The sequence below is a fragment of the Rhodanobacter sp. UC4437_H4 genome, assembly GCF_052978425.1.
On record NZ_CM129673.1, the window covers coordinates 3,629,558 to 3,645,178 of the forward strand.

12 protein-coding genes are annotated in these 15,621 nt (G+C 66.0%); 8 read left to right on the forward strand and 4 right to left on the reverse strand.

Features of this window, described 5'->3' with window-relative positions:
* Positions 1–63: 63 nt before the first annotated feature.
* The 4 genes from tssH to ACVCL3_RS16455 all read left to right on the forward strand — a co-directional run bounded on the left by tssH (position 64) and on the right by ACVCL3_RS16455 (position 7,016).
* The gene (tssH, locus tag ACVCL3_RS16440) at positions 64–2,808 is read left to right on the forward strand and encodes a type VI secretion system ATPase TssH (protein WP_447099986.1); all 2,745 of its coding nucleotides are present in this window, start codon (positions 64–66) and stop codon (positions 2,806–2,808) included.
* 120 nt (positions 2,809–2,928) lie between these two features.
* Positions 2,929–3,921 carry a hypothetical protein gene (locus ACVCL3_RS16445; RefSeq protein ID WP_447099987.1) on the forward strand — a complete coding sequence of 331 codons (993 nt, stop codon included), beginning with the start codon at positions 2,929–2,931 and terminating at the stop codon, positions 3,919–3,921.
* 167 nt (positions 3,922–4,088) lie between these two features.
* Entirely contained in the window at positions 4,089–5,102 is a 1,014-nt protein-coding gene (locus ACVCL3_RS16450) for a hypothetical protein (protein ID WP_395119621.1), read from the forward strand.
* Between the two features lie 291 nt (positions 5,103–5,393).
* Positions 5,394–7,016 carry a sulfite reductase subunit alpha gene (locus ACVCL3_RS16455; RefSeq protein WP_447099988.1) on the forward strand — a complete coding sequence of 541 codons (1,623 nt, stop codon included), beginning with the start codon at positions 5,394–5,396 and terminating at the stop codon, positions 7,014–7,016.
* A gap of 7 nt (positions 7,017–7,023) precedes the next feature.
* Here the strand turns inward: ACVCL3_RS16455 and ACVCL3_RS16460 are convergent, their stop codons facing one another.
* The 3 genes from ACVCL3_RS16460 to ACVCL3_RS16470 form a co-directional block, all read right to left on the reverse strand.
* Positions 7,024–7,563, reverse strand: coding sequence for a GNAT family N-acetyltransferase (locus ACVCL3_RS16460; protein WP_447098411.1), 540 nt, complete (start codon positions 7,561–7,563; stop codon positions 7,024–7,026).
* A gap of 12 nt (positions 7,564–7,575) precedes the next feature.
* Positions 7,576–8,055, reverse strand: a complete 480-nt coding sequence (locus tag ACVCL3_RS16465) for an SET domain-containing protein-lysine N-methyltransferase (RefSeq protein ID WP_447098412.1) — start codon at positions 8,053–8,055, stop codon at positions 7,576–7,578.
* An 82-nt stretch (positions 8,056–8,137) separates the two neighbouring features.
* Complete coding sequence (locus tag ACVCL3_RS16470; protein WP_447098413.1) at positions 8,138–8,476, reverse strand: ComEA family DNA-binding protein; 339 nt, start codon at positions 8,474–8,476, stop codon at positions 8,138–8,140.
* Between the two features lie 219 nt (positions 8,477–8,695).
* On the opposite strand from ACVCL3_RS16470, the gene ACVCL3_RS16475 reads away from it, so the two are divergent.
* From ACVCL3_RS16475 to ACVCL3_RS16490, 4 genes are all read left to right on the forward strand, one after another.
* The gene (locus ACVCL3_RS16475; RefSeq protein WP_447098414.1) at positions 8,696–10,111 is read left to right on the forward strand and encodes a M20 family metallopeptidase; all 1,416 of its coding nucleotides are present in this window, start codon (positions 8,696–8,698) and stop codon (positions 10,109–10,111) included.
* Between the two features lie 112 nt (positions 10,112–10,223).
* Positions 10,224–10,958, forward strand: a complete 735-nt coding sequence (locus tag ACVCL3_RS16480; protein ID WP_447099989.1) for a YggS family pyridoxal phosphate-dependent enzyme — start codon at positions 10,224–10,226, stop codon at positions 10,956–10,958.
* 182 nt (positions 10,959–11,140) lie between these two features.
* Positions 11,141–11,848, forward strand: coding sequence for a C40 family peptidase (locus ACVCL3_RS16485; protein WP_395119614.1), 708 nt, complete (start codon positions 11,141–11,143; stop codon positions 11,846–11,848).
* A gap of 153 nt (positions 11,849–12,001) precedes the next feature.
* Entirely contained in the window at positions 12,002–12,652 is a 651-nt protein-coding gene (locus ACVCL3_RS16490; RefSeq protein WP_447099990.1) for a rhomboid family intramembrane serine protease, read from the forward strand.
* A gap of 69 nt (positions 12,653–12,721) precedes the next feature.
* On the opposite strand, the gene rapA is transcribed toward ACVCL3_RS16490, so the two are convergent.
* Positions 12,722–15,562, reverse strand: coding sequence for an RNA polymerase-associated protein RapA (rapA, locus tag ACVCL3_RS16495; RefSeq protein WP_447099991.1), 2,841 nt, complete (start codon positions 15,560–15,562; stop codon positions 12,722–12,724).
* Positions 15,563–15,621 lie beyond the last annotated feature (59 nt).

Sequence of the window (15,621 nt, forward strand, 5' to 3'; positions counted from 1 at the left end):
GCGGCCGGGTCGACGTGGCAACAGACATGATGGGATTGGCAATCAACTCAGAGGATCAATGACATGGCCGAGATCAGTCGCGGCGCGCTGTTCGGGAAACTCAACAAGCTCGCTTTCCGGTGCATCGAAAGCGCGACGGTGTTCTGCAAGCTGCGCGGCAATCCGTACGTGGAACTGGTGCACTGGATCCACCAGATCCTGCAGTTGCAGGATTCGGACCTGCACCGCATCGTCAAGCAGTTCAACCTCAACCCGTCGAACCTGGCGCGCGACATCACCGATGCGCTGGACCGGCTGCCGCGCGGCTCCTCGTCCATCTCCGATCTGTCCAGCAACGTCGAGGAAGCGGTCGAGCGCGGCTGGGTGTTCGCCACGCTGATGTTCGGCGAGGCGCAGGTGCGCACCGGTTACCTGATCGTCGGCTGCCTGCGCACGCGCAACCTGCGCAATGCGCTGGTCAACATCTCGGCCGAGTTCGACAAGATCAAGCCCGAGGCATTGGTGGAGAAGTTCGCCGAGGTGGTCGGCGGCTCGCCCGAGGACGGGCAGCATGCGAACGACGGTTTCCGCATGGGCGGTGGCAGCGCGCCGGGCGAGGCAAGCGGCGCGATGTCGCCGGCACAGATGGGCAAGCAGGAAGCGCTGGCGCAGTTCACCATCGACCTCACCGCGCAGGCGCGCGACGGCAAGATGGACCCGATCGTCGGTCGCGACGACGAGATCCGCCAGCTGGTCGACATCCTCATGCGCCGTCGCCAGAACAACCCGATGCTGGTCGGCGAAGCCGGCGTGGGCAAGACCGCGGTGATCGAGGGCTTTGCCATGCGCATCGCCATCGGCGACGTGCCGCCGCCGCTGAAGGACGTGCAACTGCGCGTGCTCGACGTCGGCCTGCTGCAGGCCGGCGCCAGCATGAAGGGCGAGTTCGAGAACCGCCTGAAGCAGGTGATCGAGGAGGTGCAGTCGTCCACCAAGCCGATCATCCTGTTCATCGACGAGGCGCACACCCTGGTCGGCGCCGGCGGCGCGGCCGGCACCGGCGACGCGGCGAACCTGCTCAAGCCCGCACTGGCGCGCGGCAACCTGCGCACGATCGGCGCCACCACCTGGGCGGAGTACAAGAAGCACATCGAGAAAGACCCCGCGCTGACCCGCCGCTTCCAGACCGTGCAGATCGACGAACCCAGCGAGGAGAAGGCGATCCTGATGATGCGCGGCGTCGCCAGCGTGATGGAGAAGCACCACAAGGTGCAGATCCTCGACGAGGCGCTGGAGGCGGCAGTGAAGTTGTCGCACCGCTACATTCCCGCGCGCCAGTTGCCGGACAAGTCGGTCAGCCTGCTCGATACCGCCTGCGCCCGCGTGGCGATCAGCCAGCACGCCGTGCCGGCCGAGGTGGACGACACCCGCAAGCGCATCCAGGCGCTGGAGACCGAGCTGGGCATCATCGCCCGCGAGAAGAACGTCGGCGTCAACGTCACCGCCCGCGAAGAAGCCGCCAACGAGAAGCTGGCCACGCAGAAGGCACGACTGGAAACGCTGGAGGCGAACTGGATCAAGGAGAAGGATCTGGTCGAGAAGATCCTCGACATCCGCTCGAAGTTGCGCGGTTCTTCGGCGCCGGTAGAAGGCACCGGCAGTGCGCTGGAAGAGTCGGCCAACCAGGTTGCCGAAGCAAAGGAGGCATCGGCGGGAGAGGCCGCCCTTGCGGGCGACGATCGCGCTGCTGCATTGAAGGAACTGCAGGAGTTGCAGGGCCAACTGGCCGAACTGCAGGGCGAGCATCCGCTGATCCTGGCCTCGGTCGACCAGCAGGCGGTGGGTTCGGTGGTCTCGGACTGGACCGGCATCCCAGTCGGTCGCATGGTCAAGAGCGAAGTCGAGACCGTGATGAACCTGGCCAAGCTGATGGGCCAGCGCGTCATCGGCCAGGACCACGCGATGGAGATGATCGCCAAGCGCATCCAGACCTCGCGTGCCGGCCTGGTCGACCCGAACAAGCCGATCGGCGTGTTCATGCTCGCCGGCACCTCCGGCGTGGGCAAGACCGAAACCGCGCTCGCGCTGGCCGAGGCGCTGTACGGCGGCGAGCAGAACATCATCACCATCAACATGAGCGAGTTCCAGGAGGCGCACACCGTCTCCACGCTCAAGGGCGCGCCTCCGGGCTATGTCGGTTATGGCGAGGGTGGCGTGCTTACCGAAGCGGTGCGTCGAAAGCCGTATTCGGTAGTGTTGCTGGACGAGGTGGAAAAGGCCCATCCGGACGTCCATGAAATCTTCTTCCAGGTGTTCGACAAGGGCGTGATGGAAGACGGCGAGGGCCGCCAGATCGACTTCAAGAACACCCTGATCCTGCTCACCACCAATGCCGGCACCGACATGATCGCCGGCCTGTGCAAGGACCCGGAGCTGATGCCCGATCACGAGGGCATGGCCAAGGCACTGCGCGAGCCGCTGCTGAAGATCTTCCCGCCAGCGCTGCTGGGCCGCCTGGTGACGATCCCGTACTACCCGCTGAGCCCGGAGATGCTGGGCAAGATCGTCAAGCTGCAGATCAACCGCATCAAGAAGCGCGTCGAGGCCCGCTACAAGATCCCGTTCGAGTACAGCGAGGACGTGGTGAAGCTGGTGGTCGAGCGCTGCACCGAGACCGAGTCGGGCGGCCGCATGATCGATGCGATCTTGACCAACTCCATGTTGCCGGATATCTCGCGGGCGTTTCTCACCAGGATGATTGCGGGCGAGGAAGTGGCGAAAGTGCAGGTCGGTGTGACGGATGGGGAGTTCTCTTACGGGTTTGGGTAAAAGTGCCCGACTGGCCAGAACTCATCTCGCTCGCACTGATCGAACATCTGCATGGGACCGACCTGCGCCCCACCTCTCGACTTGCGGAAGGCAGCCAATGTTTAGAGGGATTCAGCCATCATGAATTACTACACGATTCTCAATTTCGAAGACAGCAGTCCGCAAGTGACGACTGGCAAGGTGAAAGGGGGGCGAGATCCTTCCAAGTTTGGTGCAGGTGCGGCTGCCGCGGGCACGGCGCAGGTCTATGCCAAGCGAGAGGTTACAAAAGGGCGAGCAAGGATGGTCTTCTATCCATGCCAGGAACTCATTGCAAGGGACGCGGCTGGCACCTTATCCAAGGATGACGTCAAGGACATCCGCAAGCATATCGAGAAGTCGCGGACGGTCGTTTTCGTGTTGCACGGCAAGCCGGATGACACCGATGAAGGGTTTTCCACAAGCGGGGGTTCTGTCTGTACGTTCAAGCAACTCGGGCGCCTGGCCAAGCTTCTCATGCCAATACGAGACGAGAAATACAGAATCAGCCTCGTGATGTGCTACGGCGCGCGTTGTAGGAACGTCCGTCTGAATCATGAAGGCATGATTCCCTCCGGCGAGTTGGCCAGCAGCTTTGCTTACAAGTTCTTCCGCGAATTGTGTGGCGCAAGAAACATTCGGATGGTGGCTTGGACCGGGGCGGTTTCCAACGATGGCGACCTCAAGCACACATGCGAAAACGAGGATCAAGTGCTGTACGTCGACAAGAAGCAGGAGGTGGCAGCGTTGCAGAACAGCCCGCAAAAGCAGCAGATTGAGATTGAAAAGGCGGAGCTGCTCCAGAGACTGAAAATGAGCAACGCGGACTTTGGAAACAACGTAATGATGAAGTTTGCAAACAATCCTAATGCCGCTCCCACCAACGAGGTGGAGCGTTTTGCGCTTCGTTATATTCCATATTCACCGGTACGCGCGCAGTGGATGATGAATCTGTTTCCCGACAGAAATCAGACCTCCAATTATGGAAAGCTCATTTACGACTTCAGCGGGTCTCAACTAGTCATCACGAATCGGTATGGGGCTACGGGTGGCGTGGCGGTGAATACGGAGCTCTATCGTGGAGGGTTGATCTAGTTTGGTTCTGTGGTCAGTAACGGGATCAGGTTCGCCTTGTTGAATAAGCAATCGCGGGGCCGGGTTCACGCTTTTTTTGATGCCGGTGGCATCTCCGCCTGTTCGATGGGCACGGAGAAGCACGGGGCGCCACGAGTCATGAGACATTACTTGAGGGGACAGCGATCATGCCTTCCACACCTTTGAGCCGCGCCGAATTCATCGCCATGGGCGAGCTCGCCAAGGCACGCCGCCAGCTCGTCGTCAACATGTTCGGGGGCACCAAGCTCAAGTTCGGCAGTGCCAGCATGCTGTCGTCGGGCAAGTCGCTGCTGTCGTCCGGCAAGAAGCTGAAGTCGGGCGTCGACAAGCTTGCCAAGGGCGGCAGCACGGCAAGCAAGGTCGCCAGCGTGCCGGGCATGAAGGAGGCGTTCGAGAACTTCATGGTGGAATGCGCCGACGTGGAGAACATCCACGACGTGATCGAGGCGATCGGCGGCGAGGTGCTGCACGAATTGGTGTCGGAGGTGACGCCCTACCTCGGCGTGGTCACCAGCACGGTGAAGCTGGCCAAGGCGGGCAAGGCGGTGGCGCAGGACGGCTACAACCTCTACAAGAGCGACGAATACAAGAATGGCTTCCGCATGGGCGACCCGAGTGCGGCGGCCGAAGCGATCCAGGCGATCATCAAGCGCGACCTGGCCCAGCACTCGGTGAAACTGGGCCAGCAGACGGTGGCGACGGGAGCGAAGATCGGCGGTCTGTTCGCCGACTTCGGCACGGCCACTACCGCGGCGATCGGCGTGGCCAACACGCTGGCCAGCCTGGGCCTCCAGCTGTTCTCGCTGGGCCTGGACATCAAGGACATGCGTGCCGGCAACAAGCGGTTGGCGGCGCCCAACACGCTGGATCTCACGGTGTTCGGCGAGTGCCCGATCCTCGGCTGCTACCTGCTCACCTGCGCCGACACCTCGGCGGTCGCCAACATGTTCGTCGCCGACATCGGCCTGCCGGGCTGGATGGACAAGGTCGAGCTGATGAAGAAGAAGCAGATGGACCCGCTGCTGAAGATCGCCAACAAGAACATCATGGGTTCCCGCCTGCAGCTGGAGGGGCTGAGCAGCAACAAGGGGACGCATGCGAAGAAGGGTTTCTTCGCAGGCATCAAGAGCAAGGCGATGAAGCAGATCGGGTTGAGCTGACTGCCGGCGCGGGCACGGCGGTTGCGAGGGGCGCGCGCGGTACCCGTTTGTATCACGCCGGACGATAGCGCTGGCGCGTGTGGCGCCGCGTCCGTGGTGCATTGCTCATCGGTCGGGGCAGCCATTTCGCCCATGGGGAATGCTGCGTTCCCTGACGTTCCGTATTGCGATTGATTCTTGTTTACTGTCTAATGATGCGACCGGATCATTTGCCCGGCACCGCGCCGGTTCCGTCTTTCGCGCCCACGCAAGTTGCCGCGGGAAGGGCTGGCGCGCGGAACACGGATCGCCATGAATCAACCCACCTCTTCTGTCGGTAACGCACAACTGCAGCGCGGTACCTTCTGCACGCGCCAGTTGTACCCGTGGCACTGGATCATTTCGGCGCTGGATCTGTTCGGCCTGTTGCGCTTTCGGCGCCATGCCGCGCCACGCCGGCCGGTCGCCGTGACGGACATGGCGGCCTCAGAGTCGCCCGCCACGCGCGATGCGGGCGACATCCGCAGCATCGAGGCTCGGCCCGCTGACGCGATGTTGCGCGTGGTGTACGCCAGCCAGACCGGTTTCGCCGAACAACTGGCGCGGCAGACCGCGCAGAGCCTGCAACTGGCCGGTCTGCCCACTCGCATGATCGGCATCGGCGATCTGGCGCTGGACGACCTGCGCCAGGCCGGCCGCGTGCTGTTCGTGGTCAGCACCACCGGCGATGGCGAGCCACCGGACATGGCACAGAGGTTCAGCCGAAAGCTGATGCAACAGCCGGCGTCACTGGCCGGCCTGCATTACGGCCTGCTGGCCCTGGGCGACAGCGACTACGAGGACTTCTGCGGCTTCGGCCGCCAGCTCCAGCGCTGGCTGCAGGCCAGCGGCGCGCAGGCGCTGTTCGATCCGGTGGAGGTGGACAGCGAGGACGACGCCAGCCTGCGCCACTGGCAGCATCACCTGGCCATGCTCGGCGGCGCGCCTGATCTGCCGGACTGGCAGGCGCCGAAATACCAGCGCTGGCAACTGGTCGAGCGCCGCCTGCTCAATCCGGGCAGCGTGGGTGAACCCTGCTTCCATCTGGCGATGAAGCCGCTGGAAGGTCGTGCCGATTGGCAGGCCGGCGACCTGGCCGAGATCGGTCCTTGCCATGCCGCCGAAGCGGTGGCGGCATGGCTGGCGGCGCGGGGGCTGGATGGCCGCGTCGTGGTGCCGTTCGGGCACCGGGAGCGGCTGCCATTGGCGACCTTGCTGGCGCGCTGTCGCCTGCCCGAGCCGGGCGAGGTCGACGGCCTGGACGAGGAAGGCGTCGCCGCGATATTGCAACAGCTGCCGCATCGCGCGTACTCGATCGCCTCGCTGCCGCGGGACGGCACGCTGCAGTTGATCGTGCGCCGGATGCGTGCGCGTGGCGGCTATCCCGGGTTGGGCTCGGGCTGGCTTACCGAGCACGCGCCGATCGGCGCGGAGATCGCGCTGCGCGTGCGCAGCAACGTCAACTTCCATGCGCCTCGCGATGCGCGCCCGTTGGTGCTGATCGGCAATGGCACGGGCCTGGCCGCCTTGCGCGCCCTGCTCAAGCAGCGCATCGCCGTCGGCCGGACGCGCAACTGGCTGCTGTTCGGCGAGCGTCATCGTGCGCACGACTTCCTCCACCGGGAAGACATCGAGCGCTGGATCGGCGAAGGCGCCATCGAGCGCGCCGATTTTGCCTGGTCGCGCGACCAGGGCGAGCGCATCCATGTGCAGCAGCGTCTGCGCGAAGCCGGCGACGAGCTGCGGCGCTGGGTCGACGAGGGGGCGGCGATCTACGTCTGCGGCAGCCTCGACGGGCTGGCCCCCGGCGTCGATGCGGCGTTGTGCGACGTGCTGGGGGCGGGACAGGTCGCGCAGTTGCGTGAGCAGGGGCGTTATCGCCGCGACGTCTACTGACGTCCGCTCAGGCGTAGGCGCGGTGGCGTTCGCGATGCGGCGGGTAGTAGGCGAACACGTGGCTGTTGCTGCCGTAGAAGTCGATGTTCTCGATGTGTTCGCCGCCGAGCCGCTCGGCCAGCCGGTCGGAGGCCTCGTTGCCGATGCGCACCAGGCTGATCACGCGCGGCGCGCGCAACTGGGTCCAGGCGAAATCCAGCGTCGCATTGCCCGCCTCGGTGGCATAGCCCTGGTGGCGATGCGTCGGCTTGAGCATCCAGCCAAGCTCCAGGTCCGGCCAGCCGTCCGGATACATCAGGCCGGCGCGGCCGACGAACTCGCCGGTCTCCTTCAGCTCCAGCGCCCACATGCCGAAACCCCGCAACTGCCAGTGGCCCAACAGCATCGCCAGCGAGCGCCAGGCGTTGGTGCGGTCCAGCGGTTGGCCGTCGCCCACCCAGCGGGTGCTGTCCGGATCGGCCAGCATCGCGGCGTAGTCGTTGAAGTGTCGTTCGCTCAACGCGGTCAGGCGCAACCGCGGCGTCTCAAGGGTAGGAATCTCAACCATCACCATCAACCATCACGACCCGGATCGAGCGGGAGCCAGCAGTTCGGCCAGGGCGCGGGTACTGCTGACGAGGCTCTCTTGCCAGGACAACCCCGTTATTGTCTCACCCGTGGCCGCATCGACAAAGTCCTCGGCCTGGCCGGGAGGCAGCAGGTGGCGGTAATCCACGGTGATTTCGCTGCCGGCGGGCAGGTCCGCCAGGGCGAACACGAAACCCAGGTGCCACAGTCCGTTCGGCGTGAAGCTGTGGTTGATGAAGCACTCGTCGGGCCATTCCGGCGACAGCGTGTAGCGGTCCTCGAACCAGCGTGCGCTGGCGTGCCACAAGCTGCGCAGCGCGTCGGAGGCCTCGATGTCGGCCTGCCGGTAGGTCTGTTCGATGCCGTCAGGTGCTGTAAGGATGCGGCCCGCGGCCACCGCCTCGTCGAGGAACAGACCCTTGCCGGCACCGGCGATGGCGGAGGCGGCAATGTGGTAACGCGGGAGGATCATGTCGGCGCGGCGGCGGATGCGGCGCGCGAGTGTAGCGCAAGCGGTGCAGGGCGCGCACCGCTTGCGCCCGTCGCCGCCGGGATTACTCGCTGGCGGCCGCCTTGCCGCGTCGCGGCTTGGGTACGGCGGCGGTGTCGCTGCCGGCGGCGCCGTCGTCGGCGAACAGGATCGCGCTGCGGTTGCGCTCGATCGTGGCCTTGCCGATGCCCTTGACATGTTTCAGGTCGTCGGCCTTCTTGAACGGGCCGTGCGCCTCGCGCCAGGCCACGATGGCCTCGGCGCGGGTCGCGCCGATCCCGTCGAGCGATTTGGCGATGACCTTGGCATCGGCCTTGTTGATGTTGACCGGCGTGGCGGCGAACAGCAGCCCCGGGGCGGCGAGGCCCAGCGCGAGGGTGATGGCGGCGAGCTTGTGGAACATGGTCTTTCCTCCGTGAAATGGCGGGTTGGCGGGTGGATCGCGGCGGTCGACGCCGCGCCCTCACCATGCGCGCCACCGCATGGCCGCGCAGCCGGACCCCGGGTTGCCCCGACGTGCGGCTTGCGCCCCCGCTCGTGTGGGCGACGGCCGCCCGCGACGTCGGTGCCGCTGCGGGTGCGCTGCTACAATGAGCGATTGTTCGCCACGTTGGAGTTGCCCATGGATACCAGCCGCCTGTCCCGTTTCGTCAGCGATTTGTGGGATGCGGAGATCGTGCCGCAACTGGTCGAATACATCCGCATTCCCAACAAGTCGCCGATGTTCGACAAGGACTGGGTGGCGCACGGCTACATGGATGCGGCCGTGAAGCTGATGGAAACCTGGGCGCGCTCCAAGCTCAGCCAGTTGCCGGGTGCCTCGCTGGAAGTGGTGCGGCTGGAAGGGCGCACGCCGCTCATCTACATCGAAGTTCCCGGCCAGGGCGACGACACCGTCATGCTGTACGGCCACCTGGACAAGCAGCCGGAGATGACAGGCTGGGCTGATGGTCTCGGTCCGTGGACGCCGGTGCTCAAGGGCGACAAGCTGTACGGCCGTGGCGGCGCCGACGACGGCTATGCGATTTTCGGCTCGCTGGCCGCGCTGCTGGCGCTGCACGAGCAGGGCATCCCGCATGCGCGCTGCGTGGTGATGATCGAGGCCTGCGAGGAATCGGGAAGCTACGACCTGCCGTTTTACGTCGATCACCTCGCCGAGCGCATCGGCAGCCCGTCGCTGGTGGTGTGCCTGGATTCGGGCTGCGGCAACTACGACCAGCTGTGGCTGACCACGTCCCTGCGCGGCATGACCGGCGGCAACCTCACCGTGCAGGTGCTGGAAGAGGGCGTGCATTCGGGCGATGCGTCCGGCGTGGTGCCGTCGAGCTTCCGCATCCTGCGCGAGCTGCTGTCGCGGCTGGAGGACCCGGCCACCGGCACGATCAAGCCGAAGGAGCTGTACGTCGACATTCCGCAGCAGCGCATCGACCAGGCCAAACTGTCGGCCGAGGTGCTGGGCGAGGACATCTACAGCAAGTTCCCGTGGGCCGAGGGCATGCAGCCGGTCACCAAGAACCTTGCCGAGCTGGTGCTCAACCGCACCTGGCGCCCGCAGCTGGCGGTGACCGGCATCGGCGGCATTCCGCCGCTGGAAAGCGCCGGCAACGTGCTGCGCCCGTTCACCGCGGTGAAGCTGAGCCTGCGCGTGCCGCCCACGCTCAACGGCGCCAAGGCCGGCGAGTTCGTCAAGCAGTTGCTGGAGAAGGACCCGCCGTACGGCGCCAAGGTCACGTTCACCCTGGAAAAGGACGGCTCGGGCTGGAACGCGCCCGCACTGTCGCCGTGGCTGGAGCAGGCGGTCAGCGATGCCTCGCAGCACTACTTCGGCGCGCCGGCCACCTACATGGGCGAAGGCGGCAGCATCCCGTTCATGGGCATGCTGGGCGAGAAATTCCCCAAGGCGCAGTTCCTGATCACCGGCGTGCTCGGTCCGCATTCCAACGCGCACGGCCCGAACGAGTTCCTGCACATCCCCACCGGCAAGAAGGTCAGCATGGTGGTGGCCGAGGTGGTGGCGAAGCACTTCGCGCAAGGCTGAGGGCGAGGAGTGAGTAGTGAGTAGTGAGGAGTGAGAGATAGCCGCATCGCACGCGTCCGCTCATCTCTCACTCCTCATTTCTCACTCCTTTTTCTCCCGCGGAGTCCGCAAGATGACCACCCATTCCCACCTCGCCGCCAACTGGTCCGATATCCGGCGCCGGGTGGACGAGGCCTGCCGGGCCGCCGGCCGCGACCCGGCCGAGGTATCCATCCTGCCGGTCAGCAAGACCTTCGGTCCGGAGCTGATACGCGAGGGCGTGGCGCTGGGCATGCATCGCTTCGGCGAGAACAAGGTGCAGGAGATCCGCGACAAGGCACCGCTGCTGGTCGACTGCGGCATCGCCTGGGTGATGATCGGCCACCTGCAGACCAACAAGGCAAAAGACGTGGCGCGGCTGGCCAGCGAAGTGCAGTCGCTGGATCGCCTGGAACTGGCCGAGGCGCTGGATCGCCGCCTGCAGCACGAGGGTCGGGCGATCGACGTGCTGGTGCAGGTGAAGACCTCCACCGAGCCCAGCAAATACGGACTGCCGCCTGAACAGCTGCCCGGCTTCCTCGACACCCTGCGCGGCTACGCCACCTTGCGCGTACGCGGCCTGATGACCCTGGCGATCCACTCCACCGATCCGGTCGAGGTGCGCGGCTGCTTTCGTCGGTTGCGCGAGCTGCGCGACCAAGCGGTTTTGCAAGGGCATGATTTGCCAAAACTTTCCATGGGCATGAGCGGTGATTTTCCGCTCGCCATCGCCGAGGGAGCGACCGAGGTGCGGATCGGCACCGCGATCTTCGGCCGGCGACCCTATCCGGACTCGCACTACTGGCCCGAGTCGTCAGATGGCAAGTAAATCCTTTTATTATCAGTAACTTGTGTAAAATGTGCGGTGCGTCCCGAAATACCGAAACGGCAGGGTTCACTTAACCTCAATCCAACATACGAGGGGCCCTGGCTTGGTATTTTCACGGCTCAGTCACGTCGTTGCCGCTTTGCGGTGATGGCCAACTCCGTGAATATCCGGGATTTTCCTGCATGCCAACCCAGCGATTGATCGTGCTTGCTGCGCTTGTGCCTGCGCTGCTGTTTTCCGGAACCCTTCGCGCCGCCAATCTCGACACTGCCTTCAGCGCATCGGCTTCCGTTAGCGTGGCCGCGCCGCTGCTGCAGCCGCTCCCCAGCTTCAGCCCGGCCGTTCGCCTGAGCCAGTCGGTACTGCCCGACAACGCCAGCGACCTGCTGCCCCAGGCGGCGGACACGCAGGCGGCTGCGGCCGAGCCGGCGATCACGACTGCCCGGACTCCGGAAGCCCGCGTCGCCACGCAGAACATCACCGACCTGCGCAAGGCATTGCTGGCCGCGGCGATGGGTCTGCGCGACATCCGCTACGTGCGCGGCGGCCGCAATCCGGCCACCGGTTTCGATTGCAGCGGCTTCGTGCGCTACGTGTTCTCGCACGCGATCGGCCTGCAGTTGCCGAGCACCTCCGCCAGCCAGTTCCTGGCCGGGGTCAAGATCAATCGCGCCGACATCAAGCCGGGCGACCTGGTGTTCTTCCGCACCCATGGCCGTCACCGCATCTCGCATGTGGGCATCTACATTTCCGGCGGACGTTTCATCCATTCGCCGAGCGCCGGCAAGTCGGTGGAAATCTCCAGCCTGGACGACGGTTACTGGGCCAAGCGTTTCGCCGGTGCCAAGCGGCCGGAGGCGATGGCGCTGGCTGCCAACAACAAGGGTTGAGTACCTGCACAGGTGCGTTCTGCAGCCGCCGCAAGGCGGCTTTTTTATGGCCGGCGCCATGGGCCGATCGGACCCCCGCGACATCGCCTGCATGGCGGCCGGGCGCGCGCGCCGTTACGCTTGGGGTCGAGCCCCTTTCCCCGGAACCGCCTGATGCCTCTTGATCTGCCGCCGGTCACGCGCAACCTGCTGATCGCCAACATCGTCGTCTACCTGCTGCAACAGTTCTTCGGCGAGGTCTTCCTGCAGTATTTCGCGCTGTGGCCGTGGGGGGCCGACCAGGTGTTCCAGACCACGCAGGGCCTGGCCTCGATCGGCTTTCGCCCGTGGCAGCTGGTGACCTACGCCTTCATGCACGGCGGCCTGACCCACATCGCGTTCAACATGTTCGCGCTGTTCATGTTCGGCGGCACCATCGAGCGCACCTTCGGCGCGCGCAATTTCATCATCTACTACTTTGTCTGTGCAGTCGTGGCGGCGGTGGCCCAGCTGATCGTGGTGCACTGGTTCACCCATGGCTTCTATCCCACGCTGGGCGCGTCTGGCGCGATTTTCGGCCTGTTGCTGGCCTTCGGCATGCTGTATCCGCACGAGAAGATGATGCTGATCTTCCTGCCGGTGCCGATCCCCGCATGGATCTTCGTGATCGGCTATGCGGCGGTGGAGCTGGTGCTGGGCGTGACCGGCACCCAGGCCGGCGTGGCCCATTTCGCCCATCTCGGCGGCATGGTCGGCGGCATCGTGCTGATCCAGTACTGGCGTGGCAAGCTGCCGATCAAGCCGCAGCGGCGGCTGATGCTGTAGATCCGGGAATCGGGGATCGCAAAGGCGGACGCGCCGGGCTGGCGGTGCCCGCCCGGCGTCGCAGGCGGGTCAGCGCAGGGCGAGGAAGTCGGCGCTGACGACGAAACGCACGGCGTCCAGTCGCAGCCGCGCTTGCGGCAGTGCACCGAGCAGGGCGTGGCGCTCGTCGGTGACGGCGGCGATTTCGGTGTCGCTGATCGATGGGTTCACTGTGCGCAGGGCGAGCAGCCGCGAGAGTTCGTTGTCCAGCGATTCGGTGGCGGCGGTCACGGCGTCGTCGATGTGTGCTTGCGCGCGCGTACTGGCCAGCGCTTCGGCGCGTTCCAGCATCGGCGGCACCAGTTTGCCGAGGAACTTGCGGTAGCGTGCCACCTCGATGTGGCGGTCGTTGGCCTTGCGCAGCGCCGTGTCGCTGGGCGTGAAGTCGGCGCGTTCGACCAGGCGGGTGTCCACGGTCACCACCAGCGGCGAGGGCGGCAGGAAACGCTCGGCGTCGAGCCGGCGATCGGCCACGCATTCGAGCACGTAAACCGCCTGCAGCAGTGCGGTCCGCGGAGCCAGCACGTCGTCGACCATGAAGGCGGCATTGCCCTGTTCGCCGGACAGCGCCAGATCCAGCGCGCCGGCTACCAGCGGGAGGTCCAGCCGCAGCAGCGGCAGCTCCTCGCGCGACAGCGCCACCTCGCGCGAGAACGTGACCGACTGCGGGCCTTCGGCGAAGCCGGGCAGGGCGTCGGTGGACAGGTATTGCGGGTCGAGCAGCAGCACTTGCGCGCCGAGCTCCTCGGCGTGGATGCCGAATGCCTCCAGCAGGCGCTGCACGAAGGCGTCGCGGCCCGGATCATGATCGTCGCGGCGGAACGCCTGCTGCAATTCGTCGGCGTGCGGGTCGCGGCTGGAAGCGAGTTCCAGCAGGTGGTCGCGGCCGCCGCGGATGAGTGCCGCCATCTGCTCGTGGCTGGCGCGGGTTTCGGCGAGCAGGGCGTCGAGTTCCTGATCGCGGTTGTCGTCGCCGCGGGCGTGCTCGTCCGCCAGGCGGGTCAGCGGCTCGCCGTAGCGGCGCAGCAGTTCGCGGCCGTCGGCCGGGCTGAGGCGGAACGCGTCGACGCCTTCGTCGTACCAGCGCGCCAGCACGTGCTGGGCGCTGTCGGCCACGGCGAGGATGTGGATGGCGATGTCATGCTTCTGGCCGATGCGGTCGAGCCGACCGATGCGCTGTTCGAGCAGATCCGGATCCAGCGGCAGATCCCACAGCACCAGCCGGTGCGCAAACTGGAAGTTGCGGCCTTCCGAACCGATCTCCGAGCACAGCAGCAAACGCGCGCCGTCGGGCTGGGCGAAATAGGCGGCGTTGCGGTCGCGCTGCACGATGCTGAGACCTTCGTGGAAACGCGCCACGCCGACGCCGCTCTTCGTGCGCAGCGCTTCTTCCAGCGCCAGCACCTTGGCCTGGCTGCGGCAGATCAGCAGGAACTTGTCCTGCGGATGTTTCTCCAGCAGGGCGATCAGGGTATCGATGCGCGGGTCGGTGGCGTAGTCGACCTCGATCAGCGCCGGCGGCTGCAGGATGTCGGCGTGGAACTCGGCCAGCAGCGCCTGCCGTGTGCTGTCGTCGACCGTGTCGGCGTCCAGCAGGTGCCATTCGGGCAGGCGTTTGGGAAAGCCGCCGACGCCGGCGCGGTTGTTGCGGAACATCACGCGACCGGTGCCATGGCGGTCGATCAGCGCGGCCAGCAGTTCGCGCGCATGGGCCGGCCTGGTGGAATCGGCCAGCAGTGCGGTGAGCGTCGCATCGCCGTGGAAGGCCTCGGTGAGCGCGGCGTGCTGGCCGGCATCCAACGGCTGGCCGTCGAGCAGGCGGTCGGCGATCTTCGATAGCGCCTGATAGGTGTCGGCCTCGGCCAGATAGCCGTCCAGATCGTGATAGCGCTGCGGATCGAGCAGGCGCAGGCGGGCGAAGTGGCCGCTGCGTCCGAGCTGTTCCGGGGTGGCGGTGAGAAGGATGACGCCGGGGATCGCCGCGGCCAGTTGCTCCACCATCGTGTAGCGCGGACTGGCGGCTTCCGGCGACCAGGCCAGGTGATGCGCTTCGTCCACCACCAGCAGGTCCCACGGCGCGTCCAGCAGTTGCTGCGTGTATTTCGGCGAGCTTTCCAGGAAGCCGAAGTCGGCGATCACCAGTTGCTCGTCCTCGAACGGGTTGCCGGCGTCGCCGGATTGCTCCAGGGCCTCGCAGCGTTCCTCGTCGTAGATCGCGAAGCTGAGGTTGAAGCGGCGCAGCATCTCGACGAACCACTGGTAGACCAGCGTGTCGGGCAACAGCAGCAGCACGCGCGAGGCGCGGCCGGTGGCGAGCTGGCGCGCGACGATCATGCCCGCCTCGATGGTCTTGCCCAGTCCCACTTCGTCGGCCAGCAGCACGCGCGGCGGGCGGCGCGCCGAGGCGATGCCGGCCACGCGCAGTTGGTGCGGCACCAGTCCGATGCGCGCGGCACCCAGACCCCACATCGGCGAACGGCGCGCCTCGGCGCGCCGCTTCAGACCCTCCAGGCGCAGCTCGAACTGCGCCACGCTGTCGGTGCGCCCACCGATCAGGCGGTCGTCGGCCTGGCTCACGCTCTGTTCGTCGTCGAGCTGGCCTTCGTGCAGTTCGCGGCCTTCGCCGCGGTAGATCAGCAGCTCGTCCTTGATCTCGACGCGCTCGACCAGGAACGCGATGCCCTTGCCGGCGACGCGCTGGCCGGCGCGGAACTCGGCGCGCAGCAGCGGCGCCGAGTCGATCGCGTAAGGGCGCAGCACGCCGGCCTTGGCGAACAGCACCTGCACGCCGCGTCCTTCGACGCGCAGCACGGTGCCGAGGCCAAGCTCGGGTTCGGCGGAGGAGATCCAGCGTTGACCGGGTACGAACATCGTGCAGCCATCGGCGTCGGGGGTCGACGATTATCCGCCGTGCGCCGCGCCGAGGGAAC

Excerpts from the sequence above, each read along its gene's own strand:
- ACVCL3_RS16490 (WP_447099990.1), top strand. The coding sequence starts at position 12,002 with ATGCCTCTTGATCTGCCGCCGGTCACGCGCAACCTGCTGATCGCCAAC.
- ACVCL3_RS16450 (WP_395119621.1), top strand. The coding sequence starts at position 4,089 with ATGCCTTCCACACCTTTGAGCCGCGCCGAATTCATCGCCATGGGCGAG.
- ACVCL3_RS16445 (WP_447099987.1), top strand. The coding sequence starts at position 2,929 with ATGAATTACTACACGATTCTCAATTTCGAAGACAGCAGTCCGCAAGTG.
- rapA (WP_447099991.1), bottom strand. The coding sequence starts at position 15,562 with ATGTTCGTACCCGGTCAACGCTGGATCTCCTCCGCCGAACCCGAGCTT.
- ACVCL3_RS16480 (WP_447099989.1), top strand. The coding sequence starts at position 10,224 with ATGACCACCCATTCCCACCTCGCCGCCAACTGGTCCGATATCCGGCGC.
- ACVCL3_RS16475 (WP_447098414.1), top strand. The coding sequence starts at position 8,696 with ATGGATACCAGCCGCCTGTCCCGTTTCGTCAGCGATTTGTGGGATGCG.
- tssH (WP_447099986.1), top strand. The coding sequence starts at position 64 with ATGGCCGAGATCAGTCGCGGCGCGCTGTTCGGGAAACTCAACAAGCTC.
- ACVCL3_RS16460 (WP_447098411.1), bottom strand. The coding sequence starts at position 7,563 with ATGGTTGAGATTCCTACCCTTGAGACGCCGCGGTTGCGCCTGACCGCG.
- ACVCL3_RS16470 (WP_447098413.1), bottom strand. The coding sequence starts at position 8,476 with ATGTTCCACAAGCTCGCCGCCATCACCCTCGCGCTGGGCCTCGCCGCC.
- ACVCL3_RS16465 (WP_447098412.1), bottom strand. The coding sequence starts at position 8,055 with ATGATCCTCCCGCGTTACCACATTGCCGCCTCCGCCATCGCCGGTGCC.
- ACVCL3_RS16455 (WP_447099988.1), top strand. The coding sequence starts at position 5,394 with ATGAATCAACCCACCTCTTCTGTCGGTAACGCACAACTGCAGCGCGGT.
- ACVCL3_RS16485 (WP_395119614.1), top strand. The coding sequence starts at position 11,141 with ATGCCAACCCAGCGATTGATCGTGCTTGCTGCGCTTGTGCCTGCGCTG.